This is a genomic window from Providencia sp. PROV130, assembly GCF_028482225.1.
Classification (GTDB): domain Bacteria; phylum Pseudomonadota; class Gammaproteobacteria; order Enterobacterales; family Enterobacteriaceae; genus Providencia; species Providencia rettgeri.
Window position 1 is genome coordinate 19,819 of the sequence record NZ_JAMPQC010000017.1, and the last position, 21,401, is coordinate 41,219.

Below are 21,401 nucleotides of genomic sequence, written 5' to 3' on the forward strand. Positions count from 1 at the left end.
AATTGTCCCATGAAAAAGTTAACTGGGTTTTTATTACAAATCCGTAATCGTCCAGAATTAATGGTATTAGTTATCATGGTAATGGTCATTGCGATGTTGATTATTCCATTGCCAACTATACTGGTTGATTTATTAATTGGCTTAAATATTATGATATCCGTGCTTATTTTTATGAGCTCTTTTTATATAACTCGGGTATTAAACTTCCAATCATTTCCTTCTATTTTATTAATCAGTACGTTATTTCGGTTGGCGCTATCAATTAGTACTAGCCGCCTAATTTTATTAGAGGCAGATGCTGGGGATATTATCGCCACTTTTGGTGAATTTGTAATTCAAGATAATTTAGTGGTTGGTATGGTGGTATTTGCCATTGTCACTATTGTACAGTTTATTGTTATTACAAAAGGTTCTGAACGTATTGCCGAAGTTGCAGCTCGTTTCTCTCTCGATGCAATGCCAGGTAAACAAATGAGTATTGATGCTGATTTGCGAGCAGGTGTTATCAGTGAAGAAATGGTAAAAGAGAAACGTGGTGATCTTGAAAAAGAGAGCCAGTTATTTGGTTCTTTTGATGGAGCGATGAAATTCATTAAAGGGGATGCTATCGCGGGTATCATCATCATTTTTGTTAACTTAATTGGCGGCATATCTGTGGGAACGGCTCAGCAGGGCATGGATGTTTCTACTGCACTCAATACTTTTTCATTACTAACCATTGGTGATGGTTTAGTTGCTCAAATCCCTGCACTACTTATTTCGATTAGTGCTGGTTTTATTGTGACTCGGGTTGGTGGTAATGATAAAAATTTAGGTGAAAACATTGTTTCTGAGCTATTTGCAAATGACTTTACGATTTTAATTACAGCCTTTATTGTGCTTTCTATGGGGTTTTTGCCTGGTTTTCCAACCATTATATTTTTACTGTTATCAGGACTTCTTATAGGGTTATTTGCTTTTCGATATTTTAAAAAGCAAAAAAATAAGCAAAAAACCGTTAAGGGTGAAGCTGAAATCATTAATCCAGATGTGACTGAAGGAGAAACTCAAAGAGAAAATAGTGATATTGAAGATGAATATATTCCAGAAACATTACCTATCATTATTTCTGTTAACCAAAAATATAAGAAGCATTTAGAGGGTAACAAATTTTTATCCAGAATGAAAAAAGACATTTTTATTCGTTATGGATATAGAGTTCCAGATGTTGCGATAAATTATTCACCGATTGTTCCTGATAATAAAATAGTCGTACTAATTAATGAGATTAAGGCTGGAGAATATGATATATATTTTCATGGTCATCGATTATTAACTATCAATGATGAATTAGAATATCTTGGCGTTGATTTAATTAAATATTCAGATGAGTATGGTTCTGTAAGTACATGGTTTGAACAGAAGGATTTATCTAATATTGAGCAGCTTGGCTTAATGGCTCGTGATGACGTGACAGAAGCAATTGATTGCATCAGTACCTTACTACTGAGATTTATTAATGAGTTTTTTGGTATTCAAGAAACGAAAAATTTACTTGATGACCTCGAAAGAAAATACCCTGAATTATTGAAGGAGTGTTATCGCCATATTACGGTACAAAAAGTCACCGAAGTTTTCCAGCGCTTATTAATGGAAAAAATTTCAGTCCGTAATATGAAATTGATCATTGAAACCTTAGTACAGTGGGTACCAAAAGAGAAAGACAGTTTAATGTTAGTTGAACATGTTAGGAGTTCAATGGCACGCTATATCTCTTCACGCTTTGCGGTCGATGGACGTTTAAATGTTTTGATGATCAATTCAGAGATAGAGGACACAATACGCCAAGGAGTCAGGCAGTCATCTGGAGGAGTGTACTTACATCTGGAGCCTGAAAAAACCAATGAATTGATACAGGCTGCAGAACTTGCTTTAGAAAATAGCTACTTATCAGTCAGGGATGTGAATATTTTAGTGCCTGTTGATATTCGCCGCTTTGTTAAAAAGATCCTAGAGGGCCGATTCCCTGAATTGGAAGTCCTTTCATTCAATGAAGTTTCTGAAATGGTGAAAGTCAATGTGGTTAAAACCATATAGTTAAAAATTGGCTTTATTAACAAATAAAGCAACTGAATTCAATATAATTATAAATGTTGAATAATTAAAATATACTCAAAATATAAGGACTACCCAATGAAATATAAATTTATAGAAACGCTAAATGAGTATTTGAGCTCGATGGGGCGAAATGACCTAGTCAACTCGCAATTGGATTGCCATTCTAATATTCAACTTGAAATGAATGACTCTCCTGCAATTAATATCGATTTATCAACAGATGATATTATTATTTGGAGCCATTTAGCGGACTGTAACTATAGTCACTTAGATGCAGTGAGTGCTTCTTTATTGAAAACATTATTAGAATATCCGCCACGTAACTTTCAGCCAGGTCAACCTGCATTAAATATTGTGGATGATATTTATGTGCTCTCTGCGGTTTTGAAAGAATCATCTTTGAATGAAATGCAATTGTTTGCAGATAGTCTGGAAGAATTCTTTGAGCGCGCGAATGAGCTTAGTGCTCAGCTATTGTAATCGATTATGAAGTTATTTGATTTCTGCGCGCATCCTGCGCGCATTCATGGGTGCCTAATTGAAGCACCACTACAAGGCGTGTTTATTGGTGAGATTTGTTTTATTGAGCATTCTCTTGCGCGACCAAACATTATTGCCAAAGCGCAAGTTGTCGGCTTTAAAGAAGGACTCACGGTACTGAGTTTAATTGGTCGTGCACAAGGTTTAACACGCGAGGTGGTCATTCGGCCGAGCGGTTACCCATTTGTATTTGAAGTCGGTGAACATTTGGCGGGTAAAATTTTTAATGCTGCAGGGGAACACGTTGGTGCGTTGTGCGATGACCTTTCTGAGCCAATGTTGCTCAATACGAAGTTACTGCGTATTGATAGCCCTCCGGTGAGTGTTACACAAAGACGGCCTGTTGCTGAGCCGATGGTAACAGGGGTACGTGCGATTGATAGCTTACTGACATGTGGCTTGGGCCAGCGCATTGGTATTTTTGCCGCCGCGGGGAGTGGTAAAACATCATTAATGAACATGATTATTAACCATGCTCATGCGGATATCCATGTTGTCGCTTTAATTGGTGAGCGTGGTCGAGAAGTTATTGAGTTTATTGAAGAATTAAAAGATTCACCCCATGCGGCGCGGACTATCTTAATTTATGCGACTTCAGACAGCCCGCCGATTGAGCGATGCAATGCGGCATTGCTCGCGACTACGATTGCTGAATATTTTCGTGACAGTGGGCGCAATGTATTGTTGTACGTTGATTCAATGACTCGATATGCGCGAGCGCTGCGAGACGTGGCTTTGGCAACGGGGGAGCTACCTGCAAGGCGGGGTTATCCAGCCTCTGTTTTTGAACAGCTTCCTATGTTGTTGGAGCGTCCAGGGCAACTAAAACATGGCTCGATTACTGCTTTTTACACGGTGCTATTAGAAAGTGAAGAGGAATCGGACCCGATTGGTGATGAAATTCGTTCAATTTTGGATGGTCATATTTACTTGAGTCATAAGCTTGCTGGGCGTGGGCATTATCCTGCGATTGATATCTTGCACAGTATTAGTCGTGTATTCCAAAAGGTAACCACGCCAGAACATCGTCGCTATGCAATTGATTTACGTGACATGATCTCAAGGCTTGAACAGATCCAGCTTTACCTTGAACTCGGTGAATATCAACGTGGTGAAAGCCATGAAAATGACCGAGCTTTAGATAAAAAAGAGCAAATTGAAGGGTTCTTAAAGCAAGCTATGGATGAGCCGGTGAGTTTCGAGCATATGTTAAATATTCTCAATAAATTGGCATCTTAATGGTCTCTAATTTATTGGCTTTAACAGAGCGACGTTTTGACCGGACATTACAAGAACAGTCGCAATTAAAGTCAATCATAAAGCAACAGCAACAGGAATGTAGGGATATTCGCCAGCGTATTTCAGTTCTGGCGACACAGACCGCATCTTATGAAAAATCAGAAGAGTTAAGTCGAATTGCTTTCTGGGAAAGGCAGCGGTTGAAAGCGGCAATTTTAGCAGAAATTGCCCAATTTGAATTTCAAATAGAGACCTTAGCAGTCGAAATATCAAAAAATAAAATACGGCAGTCTGAAATTGCTAAACGCGCATTCATTTTACGCAATAAGTGCGAGAAATTCCGAAATTATCTCAAACAACAACGTAGAGCAAGAAGGTTAAAATCAGAGCTTCAGCAACAAAATGAAATTGAGGAGTTATTCGTCCATGTCAGTCATAAAAGCGAACTCAAATGAAAAAATAGGTAATGCCGTTATCGAGGGAGAAGCGGCTCCATTAACATATATTAGCACTGAATATAGCCATAAAAATATAACCAATAAAATGGCGAAGCTTGTCAGTGACAAGAATATGCAAAAGCAGGGATATCATCAAAATCAACAAAAGGATTCATTTATTTTGCGATCTGCTGCCCTGTTACCTGCACAACAAATATCGCAACTGAGTGGCTTAGCGAAAGGCGTTATTGCAGGGGAAGAGCGTGGATATATCGAAGCAAGTATCCACACCGCTGCGCATGACAAAGAGTTAAGTATTAAAGCTACCGACGAACTTCCAATGAATAATGGTGTGGTTACAGAAGGTAATGTACTTGTCGCACATAATGTTAGCGTTAATTTACCAAACAGTCATCTAGCTGATACTACGAAGATGTTAATGGTAGATAATAACGTTGATATTAATCCATTGACTCATTTGACGACGACAAACGAAAATAAAAATGTGGATCAATTATTCGTAGCTAACAATAAAGATATTTATATACAGGAGAATTTAATCACGACAGATCCAGTTAAAACTTCACGTGATTTAGTTGTCTGTAATAACGTTGATATTAATCCATTGACTCATTTGACGACGACGAACGAAAACAAAAATGTGGATCAATTATTCGTAGCTAACAATAAAGATATTTATATACAGGAGAGTTTAATCACGACAGATCCAGTTAAAACTTCACGTGATTTAGTTGTCTGTAATAACGTTGATATTAATCCATTGACTCATTTGACGACGACGAACGAAAACAAAAATGTGGATGAATTAATCGTCATCAACAATGAAGATATTCATTTACAGGGGCATTTATTTACGACGGATCAGGTGGAAACTTCGCATAATGTAGTGGCAGATATTAATCTAGTGAGTCACACTCCGGCAGTTGACCTATCCAATGTATTAAATCAACCCGAAGTTGATAATAAGCTATCAGTAACCACGGCAACTCCCGCTGAACAAAAGATGGCTGACGAAGATGAAGCTCCTCTATTTAATACGATGATGGTTGGCTTTCCACCGCAGAATATCCCACCGCAAGTAAAGACAAAGTTTAATGGAAATTCGGTGCAATACGAAAAAGGGCAGCCTCAATTAAGCGAGAATAGGTTGCTTAATATGGAAGAACCGTTAGGGGAGCTAGCCGCTAGGCGTATTTTAGAACCGGCACAAAAACAGTTAAAACCACAGATAAAAACCGAACAACCGCATATTGAACATGCAGCAAAAACCGCAGTTAAACCCGTAAATCCACAGGAAATCGGCCAAGAGCTATCAAAGCCAATTCATCATCGACCAATTCGTTCACCTGATATCGCGTCGTTAAGTCTATTCCCACAAATAAATAACCGATTGAAAGAGGGAACATTTAAAAATACGCCTTCCCTTCTGGGGCCGCAGTTAGCATCTCATCAGGTGGATGAACAGCAGGGTATTAAGCCAGGCATTAAAGAGAATATCCATCATCATGTTGGCGAGCAGTTTGAGATTACTTTTGCAGAAAATGAGCCCTTTATGCTGCCAGTGGCATCACCGAGGATCACTGCTTTAGATAATAAACAGATTTCCTTATCTGAAAAACCTACACACTATTTCGCGAATGAAGCGCAAGCGGCCACGACATCTTCACAAGTTTCATCGGTAGAAGAAATAGATCCTTCTAACAACGTCATGGCAACAACTGTCAATGAGACGATGCGATCGTCTGTACCACAACAAGTTGTGCAACAGAAGCAAGAGGTGCATAACACGCTGGAATTAAAGGAAAATAATCAAATTTTAGGTGAAGGAAAACAATCAAAATCGACAGGGCGTAGCCTCACTTACACCTTTAATCAGTGGCAAAGCAGCCCATCAGTGACGTTTGAATTGACATCTAAAGGGGAGTTCATTGCTTCGACTGCGAGCCGAGATGTTCAGTTGGCATTGAATGAAAATAAGCATTTATTGAACCATGAAAGCAGCGTGCATATTCGACGTGAAGATGAACGTCAGCAGCAGCGAAACCGACAGCAGCATGACCAACAGCAAGAAGAAGATTAATTATGTTGAAAATTCGACGGATCAGTTCGCAAGAAAAGCAACTTAAAATTTGGCAGCAATGTTACCCAGTTAATACACAAATAAAACAAGCGAGTCGTCGTCTTCGTTATTTCCAATTATCACTAGTGAGTGCAACACAAAAAATAAACGCATTAATTGCAGTTCAAGACTGGTGTCATTATCGCTGGCCTAAACTGGTGCATTATGCATGGGATGCATTAACTACTAATCAGTTATGTGAGTTATTTACCTCTGAATATATTGGAAGTTCATTTTTCTCCCAGCATTTCCGTTGTGAATCTGTCGAGATAGTTGATGATATGTGTATCAACTATCAGCCTTGGCTAATTGTTAAGGAAGCGAGCCTGGGAGAAGTATTATTACCCGAGCCGATTGAAGGCCTCGAAAAAAGGCAGAAAACCAATCAGATATTAGGCCTATTAAAACTGCAAGCTGATTGGGTATTGGGCTATAGCTATATCAGCACCAAACTTTTACAAACGATAGAATTACGAGATGTGCTGAGTATCCAACAATTACAGTTAAATATGTCAGTGACAGGACAGACATTAGCTCGATTTCAAAAGCAAGAAGAGGGACTATTTATGATTGAAGAATTAGTGGCGCCAGAAAGTGAAGAAGAATGTGCGTTTCCTGAAGAAGATGAAGTACAAGAAGCGGTACGCCCCTTTAATGTAAAAGACATGAATATTAAATTAACCTTTGTTTTAGGCCATAGTGATATTACCGTCGATGAGCTTACAAAGATGGAGCCTGGTTATATTTATTCTATTGGTGAAAATAAAGAACGCGAAGTTAAAGTTTATGCTAATAAACAACTTATAGCGGAAGGGGAACTTATTTATATTGGCAATAGTGATGAGCTAGGGTTAGAAATCACGCATATTGTGAGCTTAGGTGATAAAAGAGTTTAATATGCCTACAATACCAGATGGAATCCCATTATTAGCGATTGTCGCCTTTTCGACACTATTACCATTTATTATTGCAGCGGGTACCTGCTATTTAAAAATCTCGATTGTATTAATTATGGTACGTAATGCGATGGGGGTTCAGCAAGTTCCTTCAACCATGGTATTAAATGGTATTGCATTATTACTTTCTATTTTTGTCATGATGCCTGTATTACAAGATGTTAATAACCACATGCGTCAGGAACGTGTTGATTTTAGTAATGTGGAATCAATTGATCACTTTGTTGAGAATGGACTGGGTGGATATAAGGCATATTTGAAAAAATATTCAGACCCACAGTTAGTCACTTTCTTTGAATCAATACAACAAGGCCGAAGCGAAGAGGAAGTAAGTGAGGATGAAGGCGAAGCTACATTATTTTCTTTGTTACCCGCATATGCATTAAGCGAAATTAAATCAGCTTTTGAAATTGGTTTTTATATTTACTTGCCGTTTGTTGTCGTTGACTTGGTTATTTCCAGTATTTTATTGGCACTGGGTATGATGATGATGAGCCCAGTAACGATTTCGATTCCAGTTAAATTAATTCTATTTGTCGCTATTGATGGATGGTCGCTGATTTCGAAAGGGCTAGTAATGCAATACATTGAATTAGCGCAGCATTAAAGTAGAAAACATGATGGACCAAATAGTTTATTTAAGTAATAAAACGATGTTATTGATTGTAATATTATCGGCAATACCGGTTATTGTCGCGACCTCTGTAGGACTATTAGTAGGATTATTGCAAACAGTTACTCAACTTCAGGAACAAACACTACCTTTTGGCATAAAGCTGTTATCTGTTTTTGGTTCACTATTTATGATCTCTGGTTGGTTATCCGATAAAGTCATCAATTTTGCATTAGAAACTTTAACGGCAGCGATCCCTGCTATTGGGCTATTCGGATGAATCAGGAAATGCTATCGCTGATGTCCTCACTCTATTTTGTCTTTCAAGAAGGGTTGATAAAAATAGCGTTAGCTTGGCTGAGAATTGCACCAGTGATGTTTTTATTGCCTTTTTTGAGTAATAAATTGCTTAATGGCGGGATTATTAAAAACTGTGTAGTGGCATATATCGCATTAGGCTTATGGCCCTTTTTTTCAGCGCATGAAATACAATGGGATGAAATTAACTTCGTTGATGTGTTTATTTATGAAATTTCGATTGGGCTCGTATTAGCATTGATATTGGCTCTACCTTTTATGATAGCTAATGTTATTGGTGAGCTCATTGATACACAGCGCGGTGAAACGATTAGCAGTATTGTTGACCCAGCGAGTGGCTCAGAAGCTTCAGAATTGGCAGTTTTATTAAATCATATTACTTGTATGGTGTTTTTAGCTCAGGGAGGCATGTATCAACTTGCGAATATATTTGCGCAAAGTTATCAGTTATTACCTTTTGTCCATGGATTTACGTCATTTAATAGCCTTCCTTTAGGGGAGTGGCTAAACAAAATGGTCATTAACGGCGTTGTTCTGACTGCACCAATATTAGTGACATTATTTATTACAGAGGTTGCTCTAGGGTTATATTCGCGTTTTTGTCCTCAATTAAATGCTTTTTCGTTATCTTTGGCAATAAAATCAATCATCGCATTTTGTGTATTTCTTCTTTATTTTCATAATGAAGTTCCTGACATATTAGTGAATATGATTTCTATTTCTCCATTACGTGATGTATTTCTTTCTTCATAATTGTTATGAGTATAAATAGATATGGCTGAAAAAACAGAAAAGCCTACCGATAAAAAAATTAAAGACTCAGCTAAGAAAGGACAAGGTTTTAAAAGCAAAGATAGTGTTGCAGCAATTGTACTTGTGGTTAGTGCATTTGTTATTGAAGGTGTTTCCAGCTTATATGAACTTGGTGGGTTAATGCGTAAGATATTTTTATCCCCAACAGAGATAAAAATTGATGCATTACTTTGGCAGTTTTTTACTGTCTTTTTAAGCATTGTTTTACCGGTGTTATTTGCTTGCTTCTTATCGGGTACAATTATTTCGTTATTACAAAGTCGCTTTAGACTAGCCAGTGAAGCGATTAAACTTGATTTTACCAAATTAAATCCGATTGCAGGGTTTAAAAAAATATTTTCATTAAACTCATTGAAGGAGCTAGTAAAGGCAATTTTATATTTAATTGTCTTTATTATATCAACATTAGTCTTTTTTATTGTTTGGCGAAAAGATATTTTTATGCTCTACCGAACAATGATTAATGGCATGATTAGTCAATGGGTAAGTTTATGTGTTACGTTTATTATAGTTTTTCTGGCTGTCGCTCTTATTATTATATTGATAGATGCAATTGCTGAATTCTTTTTGTACATTAAAAATTTAAAAATGGAAAAGCAAGAGGTCAAAAAGGAATACAAAGATAATGAGGGAGACCCCCATATTAAGAGTGCACGTCGGGGAATGCACCAAGAGTTACTCTCGGAAGAGGTTAAATCTAATGTTCGTAACTCAACGTTTGTAATGGCAAACCCAACGCATATTGCATTACTTATTTATTATGACTCAGATATTGCGCCATTACCTTTTTTACTTTCTAAAAATAAAGCTTCACAAGCAAAAGCGATTGTGAAATATGCAGAGCAACAAGGTGTCCCTGTAATTAGAGATATTGTACTTGCAAGGCAAATATGGCGCTCATATAAAAATGATAGCTTTATTGATGAAACAGGACTAGAGGATATTATGCAAATAATATCGTGGCTAATGCGTATTGAACTAGTGAAAATGGGAATTGATGTTGATAAGACATTAGAGAAAATCATGAAGGATTAATCGTAGTTATAGAAAGATAGTGAACTTTATTAATTATTTATTTAATAAATCGTTTTTTTAAAGAAAGAAGCAAACTGGTTAATTATGATGCAGGCATAAAGTATATGCATGCATTGCATGTCAACAATAAGGTAAATATATGAATAATACGGAAACAGACAATTTTCAAAGTTCTGACATGGAGGGATTACTTGACAATATCACTTCTGCATTAATGGATGGGGCGACTTATAAAGACATTCACGGTATTCCACAAAGTACGATGGATGGCATTTATTCTTATGCATACGAATTCTATCAGCAAGGTAAATTAAAAGAAGCGGAAACGTTTTTCCGATTTTTAAGTATTTATGATTTCTATAATACAGATTATGTCATGGGGCTGGCGGCTGTCTATCAATTAACGAAGCGTTATGAGAAAGCAACCGAATTATATGCCTTAGCCTTTGTATTAGCAAAAAATGATTACCGCCCACTGTTTCATGCCGGGCAATGTAATTTAATGATGAAAAAGATGAGTGCAGCGATTCATTGTTTTGAAAGTGTTGTGAAAAGTAGTGTGGATATTGATTTACAAAATAAGTCACAAGCGTATTTAAAGACGTTAACAAATAAATTGGTGCGTGTAGAGACTGAAGTAGCAAGCACTAAAATAGCATAAAGGAAATTATATGGTTCAAGTTACTAATTCCAGTAATGAACGAATAAATAATATTCATACCTTTTTACAAGGTAGTAACCCCATTCAATTAGGGGATGAATACGTTAAGTCAGTCTTGGCTTTGGAAACGGCGTGTGAGGAGTTAACGTCAACAGAGCAGATGAAACGCCATCGTACCGAGAGTCAACCCCAGTTAGCGACACCCAAAGTGGCATTTTCGGTGATGCTTAAAGCCGCTGCGGCGAAAGAGGAGCAGATGTTGTTAATAAATACAGGGGGGGCACAAAAAAACAGTTTTAAAGGGGGGGCAGCGTTGATTGAATGTTTTGCTACGTTACGCCAATTGTTACATGGTTTAAATGTTAATGAAATTAATTATCGCCTACAGTTACTTAATTTGGAAACAGACAGGGTACGTGAAAAAGGGGCAAAAATATTAGACGTAATTGAGGATAAAACCCATAAGTCTGAAGCACTACTGACTGAAACTAAAGGGCTAAATTATGAGAAACAAAGAGTCCAAAACTATTTAGATATTCTTCAGAATATGCAGCCCAACATGGACCCCGAGGAAAAAAAGCAAAGAATTAGCGTGGAAAACAAGAAAATTGCTGATTTGAATTTGAAAATTGACAAATTAATTGATGCTTCTAGTGATTATCTAATTTCTGCTGATGAAGATAGAAAACAGCTTAATTCTCTTGTCGATACTGCACCATGCCGTGTTGATATTGACGGTGAAAAATGGGAGAACTCCCTAGCACTATTGACCATGTTGACCGCATCTTTGAAAAAAATGATGAATGAAGACTCTATTCGTAATATGAAAGAGCAAGAAGAGGTGATGGCAACAATCAATGAAGCTTCTCGCAAAGATTCAGAGAAAAAAGCCAAAGAGGCGGAAGAAGCGCAGCGTAAAGCTGATGAAGCGAATAAAGCGGCCTCCTGTGCCAGTAAAATTTTTAGTTACGTGATGCTGGCTGTGTCTGTCATTGCGACGGTTGCCACTTTCGGTGCTGCTGCACCATTAGCGATTGCGGTCGCTGCGGTTGGTATTGCTATCTCCGTTACCGATATCGTTTTGGAAGAAACCGGGCAAAGTAGCCTGATGCAGATGTTGGCCACAGAAATTTCGAGTGTCGTTACTGATATGCTGATTAATTTTGGTGTTTCAGAAGATAAAGCGAAGCAGATTGGCAGTATTGTCGGAATGATTGTGGCGGCAATTGCATTTTTAGCGCTTTCATTAGCGTCAATGTCATCTTTTGTGAAAAACATCGGCAATATTGCGACTAACGCAGTAAAAACGCTGGCTAAAAATGCAGGGACGTTATTGAAAAGTATTATTAAGTCGATGCCAAGTAGTTTGACTAATGCCTTAGGCAATATTGCAAATGGCGCAGGTAAGGTCGGGAAATCGGCAGATGATATGGTGACGCTCACTAAATTGACTAAGTTAGCCGATAGCATTGATGATTTACAGCAAGCAGTAAAAACCACGACAAAGGTAGCGCAAAAAGCCGATGACATGAAAGACATTGTGAAAGCGGCCGATAAAGTAGCAGATCAAGCTGACAATATTACGGGTGCTACCAAAACTGCAGATAAAGCAATCAATTCAGTTAAAACACAAAGTGTCGCAGCGGCTCGTCTTGAAGTGGGTATGAAGGGGACCGGCGCGGTATTAACGGTGGCTAATACCGCAACGACAGGAGGGCTGAATTTACATGCAGCAGGTCAAATACGAGATATGAAAGAAATGCTTGCAGGCATGATGCTTAACAGTGAAACCATTCAAGCCTTGGATGAGTTATTAAAAAATTTATTGAAATCTATGTCGCAAAATTACGAACAATTCGAAGACATGTTTAGTGGCATGCTTACGTCGTTAAATCAATCCGGTCAAACGAAAGCCAATATGCTGAAAACAGCCCGCTTTGCATAGCTAATATAGGAATTTATCAAATGAGTTTTAATATTCAATCAGAATTAAGCAAGCCTGTTTTAGTTCATGAGCCAGCCAGTTTTGGCGGTATTTCTCCTGCAATGAATCGTCATGTAAACACGGGGGAAGCGCATGTCCCGCAAGGTGTACAATTAAATGATGTTCATGTGATGGCATCAGGGGCTGAGATTATGGTGGATAAGCCATTATTAAAGATGTCTCAATTTTCAATTCATGATAATCAAATGTTGTCGGATATCAGGGAATTAGCAGATTCCGATAAGCTAACGACATTGGATGATCTTCATGCATTTCGTACATTAACACCCGAAAGTATCCAGCAGGCAATCAGTAAGGTATTAACTGAAGAAAAAAGCCATATTGAACAGTTGGTTGAAGATGCTCAGTTACCAGATGAAGCGGATTTAAAACAGATATCCCAAGCGATTCAAGTATTGGTTGCTAGTAGTTTTTTCAAAGATTCATCTTCAGGGCAGCTTGAAAGTGATAATCGTAATAGCGGCCAACAGCCTATTGATAGTGTTAAAAACGATACTTTTATTGGCATTATTAGTAACGATTTGATGGTGGAGCTATCGAAAATTATTCGCAAAGTGATGGCAGAGATCAATATTTCAGATCGCCGTATCAGTGCCGATTTTCTGCAATTAAATGCCCAAATGGTACAAGCCTCTGCGGACTCAACAATTCGTGAAGGTAAAGAAACCTTTAAAGGCGCGATGATGGGCTTTTTTACCTCTCTAGCAATTACTGCAGCGGGCAGTGCTTTTCAAGCTAGAGGGCTGCGTCAGCAACAGCAATCGATTAAACATAACCTGGTACCAGGAAATCAAAATATCAGTGGTGCGAGTAAGTTATCTGGGTTAAATGGCAAGGTGGGGAGCGATACAACGAAACCGAATGCCCTGAATTTAACGGGGAAAGAGGGTTCAACTGTGACGTTGAGCAACCAAGCGACACAAAACCAAAAAAATCTTGCGAGCCAAAGAATTGAAGAAGCAAGTAAACGTACAAGATATTTGGGGGTGTCACAGCATGAGAAGCACGACCAAGTGATGAATAAATCTCGCGTACAAATGGGGGTGGCTGAGCAAGCCTCTCGAATGTCAGATAATGCAGGTCAATTAGCAACGACATCAAATCAAGTCAATGTGAAATCGGCAGAAGCAGACAAAATGATGGAACAATCCGTGGCTGATATTGCACGTTCAGTTTCTGCCGATAAAGATAAACAAATTGATAAAAGCCAAGACCTTGCTAAACAAATGCAAGAGTATTTACGTGAAATTCGTGAAGGTAGCTTAAGAACAATGCAAAGCCTGGTAAGAGGTTAGTGTATGGATATCTCAGGTTTGGGTTGCTATAACCCATTAAATATAAAGCCATTGCCACTGTCTTCTTCAGCGATTGAACAAACAAACCTCCCCTTTAAGGGGGAGGTTACCCTTAACCATACACTTGATCTTCATGAGAGGGCATTCGATGCATTTCAGCAAATGGGCTACCGAATTCCAGAGGTAAATATTCAACCTCCGCCAGTAAATGACTCCTTGGAAAACATACAACTCAAAGCAAAAATGCTGGCATACAAACATCAGCATGCTAATGATAGCTACGAAGAGGCGAGAGGGTTATCAGCCAGAAAACAGGTTGCAGATGGTCGACCTCATATCGCAGGGATAAGTCGGGTTATTGAAAATATCTATACGGATTACCAGCAAAAATACGGTGAATTAGTTAAAGCATCAACCCAATATATGCAAGATATGAATACGATGGCGAGTAAGTTATCGCGTTATATGAAGGCGGGAGAAGAAGGAAAAATCAATATTAAATTAGAAGCCACATTAAATGATATGGATGAAATTGTGGCGAAATATTCAGGTACGAGTATGGAGAAAGAAGTAAAGGCAGTGGCAAGCGGAAGTGTTAAGAATAAGGACGCAATAGAGAACTTACAAAACAAAATAAAGAATAAACAAAAGGAGTACAAGAAATTAATGGCGTGGAATATATTAAATATTAATCAGGATAAAATGAATCAATTAAGCTACGATATGGATGAGTATGAAAAGGAAATAGAACAGCTAGAAAAAGATGTTGTCATTAAGGAAGGAGTCAGTATTGGCGAATATTATGGAAAATGGAAACCGGATTTTGATAATGCCAAGCCCTTAATGGAAATTAAAGGGAGTGCGCAAGAGATCGCTTTTTGGGAAAAGAAGCTTTCAGGGCAAGGATTTATTTGTGAAAAGAGCAATGGGACGTTATCTATTTTTCCAGATTTAAAACCGGTTAAAGAAATATTCTATGCATTGAACTACTCCTCTCTTAAATGGGGTGATGAAGGCAGCGATATTTCATCCCAAGAGTTTCAAAGCTTGCAAACAGCCATTGATGGCCAAAAAAATACTATTAATAGCTCAGTGTCTCGTTTATTAGAAACGTTCCGTCAAGATAATAGCCATTTTGAAACTTTAACTCAGTTGCTGATTCAACTCTATAAAGATTTACAGCAATATAATAATGGCTACGTCAATATGTAATTATGAGTTCTAAATACAGTCGTTAATTTTAAATTAATATTAAATATTTAATATATAGAACCACTGAATCGAGTGTTATATGCCTATTTCAAATAATAATCAAATACTATCAGGTATTAAGAGTGTATCGCCTGTACTTAAGCATGATGATGAATCAACCTCACTTTCCAGTAAGATGACATCGGTCAGTAATCATGGAGTAGACGGTGATTTCCCTCTAATGAAAAGTCATCTTTTTGAAGAAAAAAAAGAGATTTGTGACAATGGTGTTGATTTGCATCGTAATAACCGCGGCCAACAAGCCACCACGATAAAGCTATTATTAGAGGGACATGGCCATAAAAATATTAGTGAAAAGATGATCACAACGGCGATGGCGTTAGGCCATGGTGGTGACATTCAGGGGCAAGAGCTACAATACCGCCCTGAAAATGGATTAATTATATTATCATTATTAGATAAAACAGAAGTCACACCGACATTATTATCTTGCGCTGCTAAATTAATTAAACAAACTGCTGAAAGCCCGACGGATAAAAATATTAAGCAGATACTGAAAAAAGAACAAACTAAATTTGATAAACAGATAATAAAATTATTTAATGAAAAAAAAGAGGAATTAACTCAGCGTTTTTTTGAAAAAAATGTGAAACCGGCGATTACAAATATACTGAAATTAAGTCTTCCAGAAAGTACCATTAATCGTTATTCAATAGAATTTTTCTTGGATGCTGGGCTTAATGACAAAAAAAATGAACTGATTGAAAGTGAAATGCAGAGCTACTCGGACTTTAAAGACGATAATTTTGTAGACAAATATCAGCAGATAAATAATATTTTTTCTGCATTAGAAGAAAAAATAGAAATCATTAAGCCATCAATCGTCGATAGCCAGACAGAAACCCCTTCAACGACGCTAGAAGCCAAGCCGGAGGAGACGGTTGCTGGTGGTGCGAACCCCGCAGTTTTAGCCCAAAAGACCCCAGCGACTGAGCCAAAATCGGTGATAAATAATTATTACATCACCCATAATTACAATATGTCAAAAGACATTGCGTCGATTAATAATATAGATGCTAAAACAGGGCAGGTTGAAAATCATCAGTCAGATAACCGAACAGTAGAAAGGGATGATAATCAAAGCCATGAGATGATAGAAGATGCAGTGGGGCCGTCCACTCGATTTAAGGCGCTACCCGAGATGCAAAATGCCAATCGCGATCAGCCTATCTCACAAAAAGAGAATGAACTAAGAGAAAATGCCCCCAAAGAGGTGACTTTATCCGCTGAAGAATTACAGCAAAAGATTGTGCGCGGTGCCCGAATGTCGGCCGGGGAGCTCTCGGCGGATGTGCCGTCAGTCTCTATTGAGGCTAAGCAATCTGAAGAGGTTAATGTATTTCTTCCTAGAACTAATCGGTTTGCTAATCGTTTTAAATCATTAGAGGTCGTCGATGAAGTGACCGGGAAAACGAAAAAAAGTTGGCTGCCAGTAACAGCGGAAGCCGCACCCGTGACGTTAACCACTCAAGGTGTGTTGACGCGTGATCAAGCCGAAAAAGAGCGTTATGGGAAAGAGCCAATTGCGTCAGGTACTGAGAAAATGGGCATTCCTAATAACCCGAATACCGTTGCTAATCGCTTTAAATCAGTCGAAATTGCGGATGAAGTGACGGGGAAAACAAAGAAAAGTTGGCAGCCAGCAACACCGGAAGTCGCACCCGTGACGTTAACCACTCAAGGTGCGTTGACGCGTGATCAAGCCGAAAAAGAGCGTTATGGGAAAGGGCCAATTGCGTCAGGTACTGAGAAAATGGGCATTCCTAATAATACCCATACGTTTAGTAACCAATTTAAACCCGCAAAAATTGTTGATGAAGCCACTGGGAAAACGAAGACAACATGGCGGTTATCTGATGAGAAAACAAGTCAATCAGTTACGTTAACAGAGATGGGGGCGTTAACCCGCAATCAAGCAGATAAAGAACGCTATAACGATAATACAACCCGTTCTGAAAAAGGTTAAGAGATGACAGCACAGAGCTTAGTTCAGCAACAATGGGTAGAGGATAAAATTAAGGAAATCCGCACTTATTCAGGGCTCACGAAGCCTTTCACCATGGACTCAGCCCTAATCAGGGATTTGCATATTGATTCTTTGGAAATGTTGGAGTTGATAGCAGCTATCGAGCAGTATACTGGGCAACCAATTAACGATGAAGTCTGGATGAAATGGTATAACTTACGGGATATTACCGAGTACCTATTGAGTGTCAAATAAACAGATAAAGCCACAGTACTTATTTGAATGTGGCTTTTATTTTTAGGCCATAATTTAACGTATTATTTCAGTCATATAAAATTCATATTTTTGTCATCAAGTGATAATGCTCACAAAATAGCATACCCTCGTTTGCTTAAATCTACGCGCGTAGACTATCCTTTAAGTAAATAAAAGCGCCAGTTAGATTTTTTTGATTAAATTAATAGGCTTCGCGCCAACACCAAGGGTTCATCACTATGGCTACACAATTAAATGCCGATACAAGCCAGCAAGCTGCACAAGAGCGGTTAAGCACGCCAGAAGGGAAGAAAGATTTCCGGCGGGCGATTTTTTCTTGTTGGTTAGGCACAACCATGGAATATGCAGACTTTGCTCTCTATGGTTTAGCGGCAGGTATTATTTTCGGCGATGTTTTCTTTCCAGATGCAACACCGATTATGGCACTACTCTCAAGCTTTGCGGCCTATTCAGTTGGGTTTATCGCACGTCCAATAGGCGCATTATTTTTTGGTTGGTTAGGGGATAAACATGGCCGAAAAATGGTCATGGTAATCACGATTGCCTTGATGGGGTTATCGACCACATTAATTGGTGCGATACCCAGCCACGCACAAATTGGTGTTTGGGCGCCGGTCTGTTTGGTTATCTTGCGGTTTGCTCAAGGGCTAGGGGCGGGAGCTGAATTATCTGGCGGTACGGTGATGCTGGGGGAATATGCACCAGTGAAACGCCGTGGCTTAGTTTCTTCGATTATTGCATTAGGTTCCAACAGCGGGACATTACTGGCTTCGATGCTTTGGCTGATAGTGTTACAAATGGACAAAGAAAGCTTAATGTCATGGGGATGGCGTATTCCTTTCCTTGGCAGTATTTTGATCGCATTGGCGGCGTTATTTATTCGTCAACATATGCGCGAAACACCTGTCTTTGAGCGCCAAAAAGCGCAATTGGCAGAAGAGCGTCGCCTTGCATTGGAATCTGATGCCGTGGCTCATCCAGTTGATAACCGTTCATTTTGGAAAAAAACGCGGGCATTTTGGACAATGGTAGGGTTACGCATCGGTGAAAATGGCCCATCTTACCTTGCCCAAGGTTTTATCATCGGTTATGTGACGAAGATATTGATGGTGGATAAATCAGTACCGACAACGGCGGTTTTGATAGCGTCAATTCTTGGTTTTGCCATTATCCCATTTGCAGGTTGGCTATCCGACCGATTTGGGCGTCGCATTGTTTATCGCTGGTTCTGTTTCCTATTGATGTTGTATGCCGTACCAGCGTTTATGTTATTAGACTCTCGCGAACCGATGATTGTCATCCCAACGATTGTGGTTGGAATGGGGTTAGCATCACTGGGGATTTTCGGAGTACAAGCGGCTTGGGGCGTGGAGTTATTTGGGGTGCGTAATCGCTATACTAAAATGGCTTTCGCTAAAGAACTTGGCTCTATTCTATCTGGTGGTACAGCGCCATTAGTGGCAGCGGCATTATTGTCTTGGACAGGTCAGTGGTGGCCAATTGCTGTCTACTTTATTGGGATGGCATGCATTGGCTTGGTGACTACATTCTTTGCGCCAGAAACTCGAGGTCGTGACCTGAATCTCCCTGAAGATGCGATATAAGTGAGCAGGGTTGTATATAAAAATCAGAGCGACTGTTATTCTTTGGCGAATTGATATTTGAAAAAGGAATTGCTGAGTGTCTGATACGAACCTCCGTAAAGTGACGCGGGTAGATGTTGCCCGCGAAGCCGGAACCTCGGTTGCGGTAGTCAGTTATGTGATTAACAATGGCCCTCGTCCGGTAGCTGAGGCAACACGGCAAAAGGTGTTAGCAGCAATCAAAAAAACGGGGTATCGGCCAAATGGTATTGCAAAAGCCCTAGCGTCGGGTAGCACTCAAACCTATGGGTTAGTGATCCCCGATATCTCTAACCCGTTTTTAGCTTCTATTGCGCATGCCTTACAGCGAGAAGCGTTTAAATATGGGCATGTTTTGTTGCTGGGTGATGCGGGGGATTCACGGGTTCGTGAAAAAGAGCTGATTAATAACCTGTTGTTAAGGCAAGTTGAAGGCCTCATTTATACCAGTGTTGACCGGCATCCCTATGTTGATTTAATTCAGTCATCAGGCACGCCTTGTGTGATGCTTGATAGGATTGAGGCCACAGAAGGGATCAGTACCATTCAAGTAAATGAGAAGCTCGCAGCCTATAAAATTACGCGTCATCTCATTAAGCATGGTTATCAAAATATTGGAATTATTTGTGGCCCAAATGAGATGCTCAATACCCAAGATCGCTTGAATGGTTGGAAAACGGCACTCACAGAAGCGGACTTAACGATACACCAAAAATGGATTTTATCGGGGGAATATACCCGTGATTGGGGCTACCAAGCTATCTATCAGATGCGGGAAGAAGGGTTCCCCGAAGCCATTTTTGCTACGAATGAATTACAAGCTTTTGGTTGTTTAAAAGCCTTGGCTGAATTAAAAATGCGTGTACCCGAAGACATCGCTTTAGTGTGTTTTAACGGTACTGTGCAATCAGAGTATACCGTTCCAACTCTCACAACTGTTCGCCAGCCTGTTGATAAAATAGCGCAAAGAGCGATACAGATTTTACAAAATTGGCCATCTAAAGAAGCCATCTGTGAAGTGGATTTTGAGTTACAAATCGGGCACTCGTGCGGGTGCTGATTATTTATTGTTTCAGGGAAATTTATGCGTTTAATTATAGATTGCGACCCCGGCAACGGGGTTGCAGGCGCCAATGTTGATGATGGGCTGGCACTTGCATTAGCCATCGCCGCGCCTGAAATCCAGCTTGATATGATCACCACGGTTTCAGGGAATACACCCAGTGAAGTCGGGTTCAATGTCGCGAGTCATTTAGTAAATTCTTTGGGTGAAAACATCCCTGTCTATCGGGGGGCATCATCCGCGTTGGTTGAGGCCATCGGGCCGTGGCGTGAGTTGCTTGATAATGGTGCCGAGCGGGCACAACTTAAGCACCTATGGGATTCTGTCCCGCCAGTACCGTGTTTACCGAAATCTATCCCAGAAGCGGCACTGCGTATGGGGGAATTGGTGTGTCAGAACCCAAAACAAATTACCATCATTGCGATTGGCCCGTTAACCAATATCGCGATGGCACTGCAATTGTTCCCCGAAATGGCTCAAAATGTAGCGCAAATTGTCATTATGGGGGCTGTTTTTAATGTTCCTGGTTATGTTAAAGACACAAACTTTGGCCTTGATCCTGAAGCGGCTCATGCGGTATTGAGTAGTGGGGCAAATATTACCTTAGTGCCAATGGATGTGACCGTGCAAACGCAGATGGTGCACAGTGACCTTGACAGGTTTGCTTCATTACAATCCCCCCTTAGCCAATTTCTGGTGAGCACGATGCGCCCGTGGATTGATTATTCACGAGCCACAAGGCAGCTGCCGGGTTGTTGGATCCACGATGTGCTTACTGTGGCGTGGTTACTTGATAAAAGTATTGCTACTTATGAGAAAAAACAGGTGGGAATAGAGCTGCAAGGGGCACTGCGAGGCAAAAGTTTTTACTATGATGCTTTGCGTTTGCGCATTGGTATACCCGCACCAACCACAGAGCCTATTACCGTATTGCAATCGGTGGATAATCAGCGCCTACTCGATTTGATTTTTCAATCGATTAGTGGATACAGGGCAAAATCGATATAAAAGATGAAGATATAGCGCCAATCAGGCGCTATGAGGTTGTTGACA

Annotated in this window: 19 protein-coding genes; all 19 read left to right on the forward strand. The window is 39.5% G+C overall.

Annotation, left to right across the window (positions count from 1 at the left end; translation table 11 throughout):
- The first annotated feature begins 9 nt into the window (after positions 1-9).
- The 19 genes from PSF28_RS12180 to PSF28_RS12270 all read left to right on the forward strand — a co-directional run bounded on the left by PSF28_RS12180 (position 10) and on the right by PSF28_RS12270 (position 21,356).
- Positions 10-2,076, forward strand: a complete 2,067-nt coding sequence (locus PSF28_RS12180) for an EscV/YscV/HrcV family type III secretion system export apparatus protein (RefSeq protein WP_272685111.1) — start codon at positions 10-12, stop codon at positions 2,074-2,076.
- A 96-nt stretch (positions 2,077-2,172) separates the two neighbouring features.
- Positions 2,173-2,577: a type III secretion system protein gene (locus PSF28_RS12185; RefSeq protein ID WP_210837876.1), complete on the forward strand. Its 405-nt coding sequence runs from the start codon at positions 2,173-2,175 to the stop codon at positions 2,575-2,577.
- Positions 2,578-2,583: 6 nt separating this feature from the next.
- Positions 2,584-3,876 carry a type III secretion system ATPase SctN gene (gene sctN, locus PSF28_RS12190; RefSeq protein ID WP_210837875.1) on the forward strand — a complete coding sequence of 431 codons (1,293 nt, stop codon included), beginning with the start codon at positions 2,584-2,586 and terminating at the stop codon, positions 3,874-3,876.
- Positions 3,876-4,331 carry a hypothetical protein gene (locus PSF28_RS12195; RefSeq protein ID WP_272685112.1) on the forward strand — a complete coding sequence of 152 codons (456 nt, stop codon included), beginning with the start codon at positions 3,876-3,878 and terminating at the stop codon, positions 4,329-4,331. Before sctN ends, PSF28_RS12195 begins: the two co-directional genes overlap by 1 nt.
- Positions 4,303-6,414 (forward strand): SpaN/EivJ family type III secretion system needle length determinant, encoded by a 2,112-nt coding sequence (locus PSF28_RS12200; RefSeq protein ID WP_272685113.1) that lies wholly within the window; start codon positions 4,303-4,305, stop codon positions 6,412-6,414. The genes PSF28_RS12195 and PSF28_RS12200 overlap by 29 nt, the downstream gene beginning before the upstream one ends.
- 2 nt (positions 6,415-6,416) lie before the next feature.
- On the forward strand, positions 6,417-7,349 hold the full coding sequence (locus PSF28_RS12205) for a FliM/FliN family flagellar motor switch protein (RefSeq protein ID WP_272685114.1): 933 nt from the start codon (positions 6,417-6,419) through the stop codon (positions 7,347-7,349).
- A gap of 10 nt (positions 7,350-7,359) precedes the next feature.
- Positions 7,360-8,016 (forward strand): EscR/YscR/HrcR family type III secretion system export apparatus protein, encoded by a 657-nt coding sequence (locus PSF28_RS12210; RefSeq protein WP_210837884.1) that lies wholly within the window; start codon positions 7,360-7,362, stop codon positions 8,014-8,016.
- Positions 8,017-8,029: 13 nt separating this feature from the next.
- Positions 8,030-8,302, forward strand: a complete 273-nt coding sequence (sctS, locus tag PSF28_RS12215) for a type III secretion system export apparatus subunit SctS (protein ID WP_210837882.1) — start codon at positions 8,030-8,032, stop codon at positions 8,300-8,302.
- On the forward strand, positions 8,299-9,093 hold the full coding sequence (sctT, locus tag PSF28_RS12220) for a type III secretion system export apparatus subunit SctT (protein WP_210837867.1): 795 nt from the start codon (positions 8,299-8,301) through the stop codon (positions 9,091-9,093). Before sctS ends, sctT begins: the two co-directional genes overlap by 4 nt.
- Before the next feature lie 21 nt (positions 9,094-9,114).
- Positions 9,115-10,188 carry an EscU/YscU/HrcU family type III secretion system export apparatus switch protein gene (locus PSF28_RS12225; protein WP_272685115.1) on the forward strand — a complete coding sequence of 358 codons (1,074 nt, stop codon included), beginning with the start codon at positions 9,115-9,117 and terminating at the stop codon, positions 10,186-10,188.
- A gap of 139 nt (positions 10,189-10,327) precedes the next feature.
- A complete protein-coding gene (gene sicA, locus PSF28_RS12230; RefSeq protein WP_442958809.1) occupies positions 10,328-10,849 on the forward strand; it encodes a type III secretion system translocator chaperone SicA in 522 nt (173 codons plus the stop codon).
- Positions 10,850-10,859: 10 nt separating this feature from the next.
- On the forward strand, positions 10,860-12,794 hold the full coding sequence (gene sctE / locus PSF28_RS12235; protein WP_272685116.1) for a type III secretion system translocon subunit SctE: 1,935 nt from the start codon (positions 10,860-10,862) through the stop codon (positions 12,792-12,794).
- 20 nt (positions 12,795-12,814) lie between these two features.
- Complete coding sequence (locus tag PSF28_RS12240) at positions 12,815-14,149, forward strand: type III secretion target, IpaC/SipC family protein (RefSeq protein ID WP_272685117.1); 1,335 nt, start codon at positions 12,815-12,817, stop codon at positions 14,147-14,149.
- Positions 14,150-14,152: 3 nt separating this feature from the next.
- A complete protein-coding gene (locus PSF28_RS12245; RefSeq protein WP_272685118.1) occupies positions 14,153-15,361 on the forward strand; it encodes a hypothetical protein in 1,209 nt (402 codons plus the stop codon).
- A gap of 79 nt (positions 15,362-15,440) precedes the next feature.
- Positions 15,441-17,387: a hypothetical protein gene (locus tag PSF28_RS12250; protein ID WP_272685119.1), complete on the forward strand. Its 1,947-nt coding sequence runs from the start codon at positions 15,441-15,443 to the stop codon at positions 17,385-17,387.
- Between the two features lie 3 nt (positions 17,388-17,390).
- Positions 17,391-17,642 carry an acyl carrier protein gene (locus tag PSF28_RS12255; protein WP_272685120.1) on the forward strand — a complete coding sequence of 84 codons (252 nt, stop codon included), beginning with the start codon at positions 17,391-17,393 and terminating at the stop codon, positions 17,640-17,642.
- 239 nt (positions 17,643-17,881) lie between these two features.
- Entirely contained in the window at positions 17,882-19,267 is a 1,386-nt protein-coding gene (locus PSF28_RS12260) for an MFS transporter (RefSeq protein ID WP_272685121.1), read from the forward strand.
- 76 nt (positions 19,268-19,343) lie between these two features.
- Positions 19,344-20,345 carry a LacI family DNA-binding transcriptional regulator gene (locus tag PSF28_RS12265; RefSeq protein WP_272685122.1) on the forward strand — a complete coding sequence of 334 codons (1,002 nt, stop codon included), beginning with the start codon at positions 19,344-19,346 and terminating at the stop codon, positions 20,343-20,345.
- A gap of 24 nt (positions 20,346-20,369) precedes the next feature.
- Complete coding sequence (locus PSF28_RS12270; protein ID WP_272685123.1) at positions 20,370-21,356, forward strand: nucleoside hydrolase; 987 nt, start codon at positions 20,370-20,372, stop codon at positions 21,354-21,356.
- The last annotated feature ends 45 nt before the right edge of the window (positions 21,357-21,401 follow it).

Coding starts and splice junctions, on each gene's coding strand:
- PSF28_RS12180 (WP_272685111.1), top strand. CDS start 10: ATGAAAAAGTTAACTGGGTTTTTATTACAAATCCGTAATCGTCCAGAA.
- PSF28_RS12185 (WP_210837876.1), top strand. CDS start 2,173: ATGAAATATAAATTTATAGAAACGCTAAATGAGTATTTGAGCTCGATG.
- sctN (WP_210837875.1), top strand. CDS start 2,584: ATGAAGTTATTTGATTTCTGCGCGCATCCTGCGCGCATTCATGGGTGC.
- PSF28_RS12195 (WP_272685112.1), top strand. CDS start 3,876: ATGGTCTCTAATTTATTGGCTTTAACAGAGCGACGTTTTGACCGGACA.
- PSF28_RS12200 (WP_272685113.1), top strand. CDS start 4,303: ATGTCAGTCATAAAAGCGAACTCAAATGAAAAAATAGGTAATGCCGTT.
- PSF28_RS12205 (WP_272685114.1), top strand. CDS start 6,417: ATGTTGAAAATTCGACGGATCAGTTCGCAAGAAAAGCAACTTAAAATT.
- sctS (WP_210837882.1), top strand. CDS start 8,030: ATGGACCAAATAGTTTATTTAAGTAATAAAACGATGTTATTGATTGTA.
- sctT (WP_210837867.1), top strand. CDS start 8,299: ATGAATCAGGAAATGCTATCGCTGATGTCCTCACTCTATTTTGTCTTT.
- PSF28_RS12225 (WP_272685115.1), top strand. CDS start 9,115: ATGGCTGAAAAAACAGAAAAGCCTACCGATAAAAAAATTAAAGACTCA.
- sicA (WP_442958809.1), top strand. CDS start 10,328: ATGAATAATACGGAAACAGACAATTTTCAAAGTTCTGACATGGAGGGA.
- sctE (WP_272685116.1), top strand. CDS start 10,860: ATGGTTCAAGTTACTAATTCCAGTAATGAACGAATAAATAATATTCAT.
- PSF28_RS12240 (WP_272685117.1), top strand. CDS start 12,815: ATGAGTTTTAATATTCAATCAGAATTAAGCAAGCCTGTTTTAGTTCAT.
- PSF28_RS12245 (WP_272685118.1), top strand. CDS start 14,153: ATGGATATCTCAGGTTTGGGTTGCTATAACCCATTAAATATAAAGCCA.
- PSF28_RS12250 (WP_272685119.1), top strand. CDS start 15,441: ATGCCTATTTCAAATAATAATCAAATACTATCAGGTATTAAGAGTGTA.
- PSF28_RS12255 (WP_272685120.1), top strand. CDS start 17,391: ATGACAGCACAGAGCTTAGTTCAGCAACAATGGGTAGAGGATAAAATT.
- PSF28_RS12260 (WP_272685121.1), top strand. CDS start 17,882: ATGGCTACACAATTAAATGCCGATACAAGCCAGCAAGCTGCACAAGAG.
- PSF28_RS12270 (WP_272685123.1), top strand. CDS start 20,370: ATGCGTTTAATTATAGATTGCGACCCCGGCAACGGGGTTGCAGGCGCC.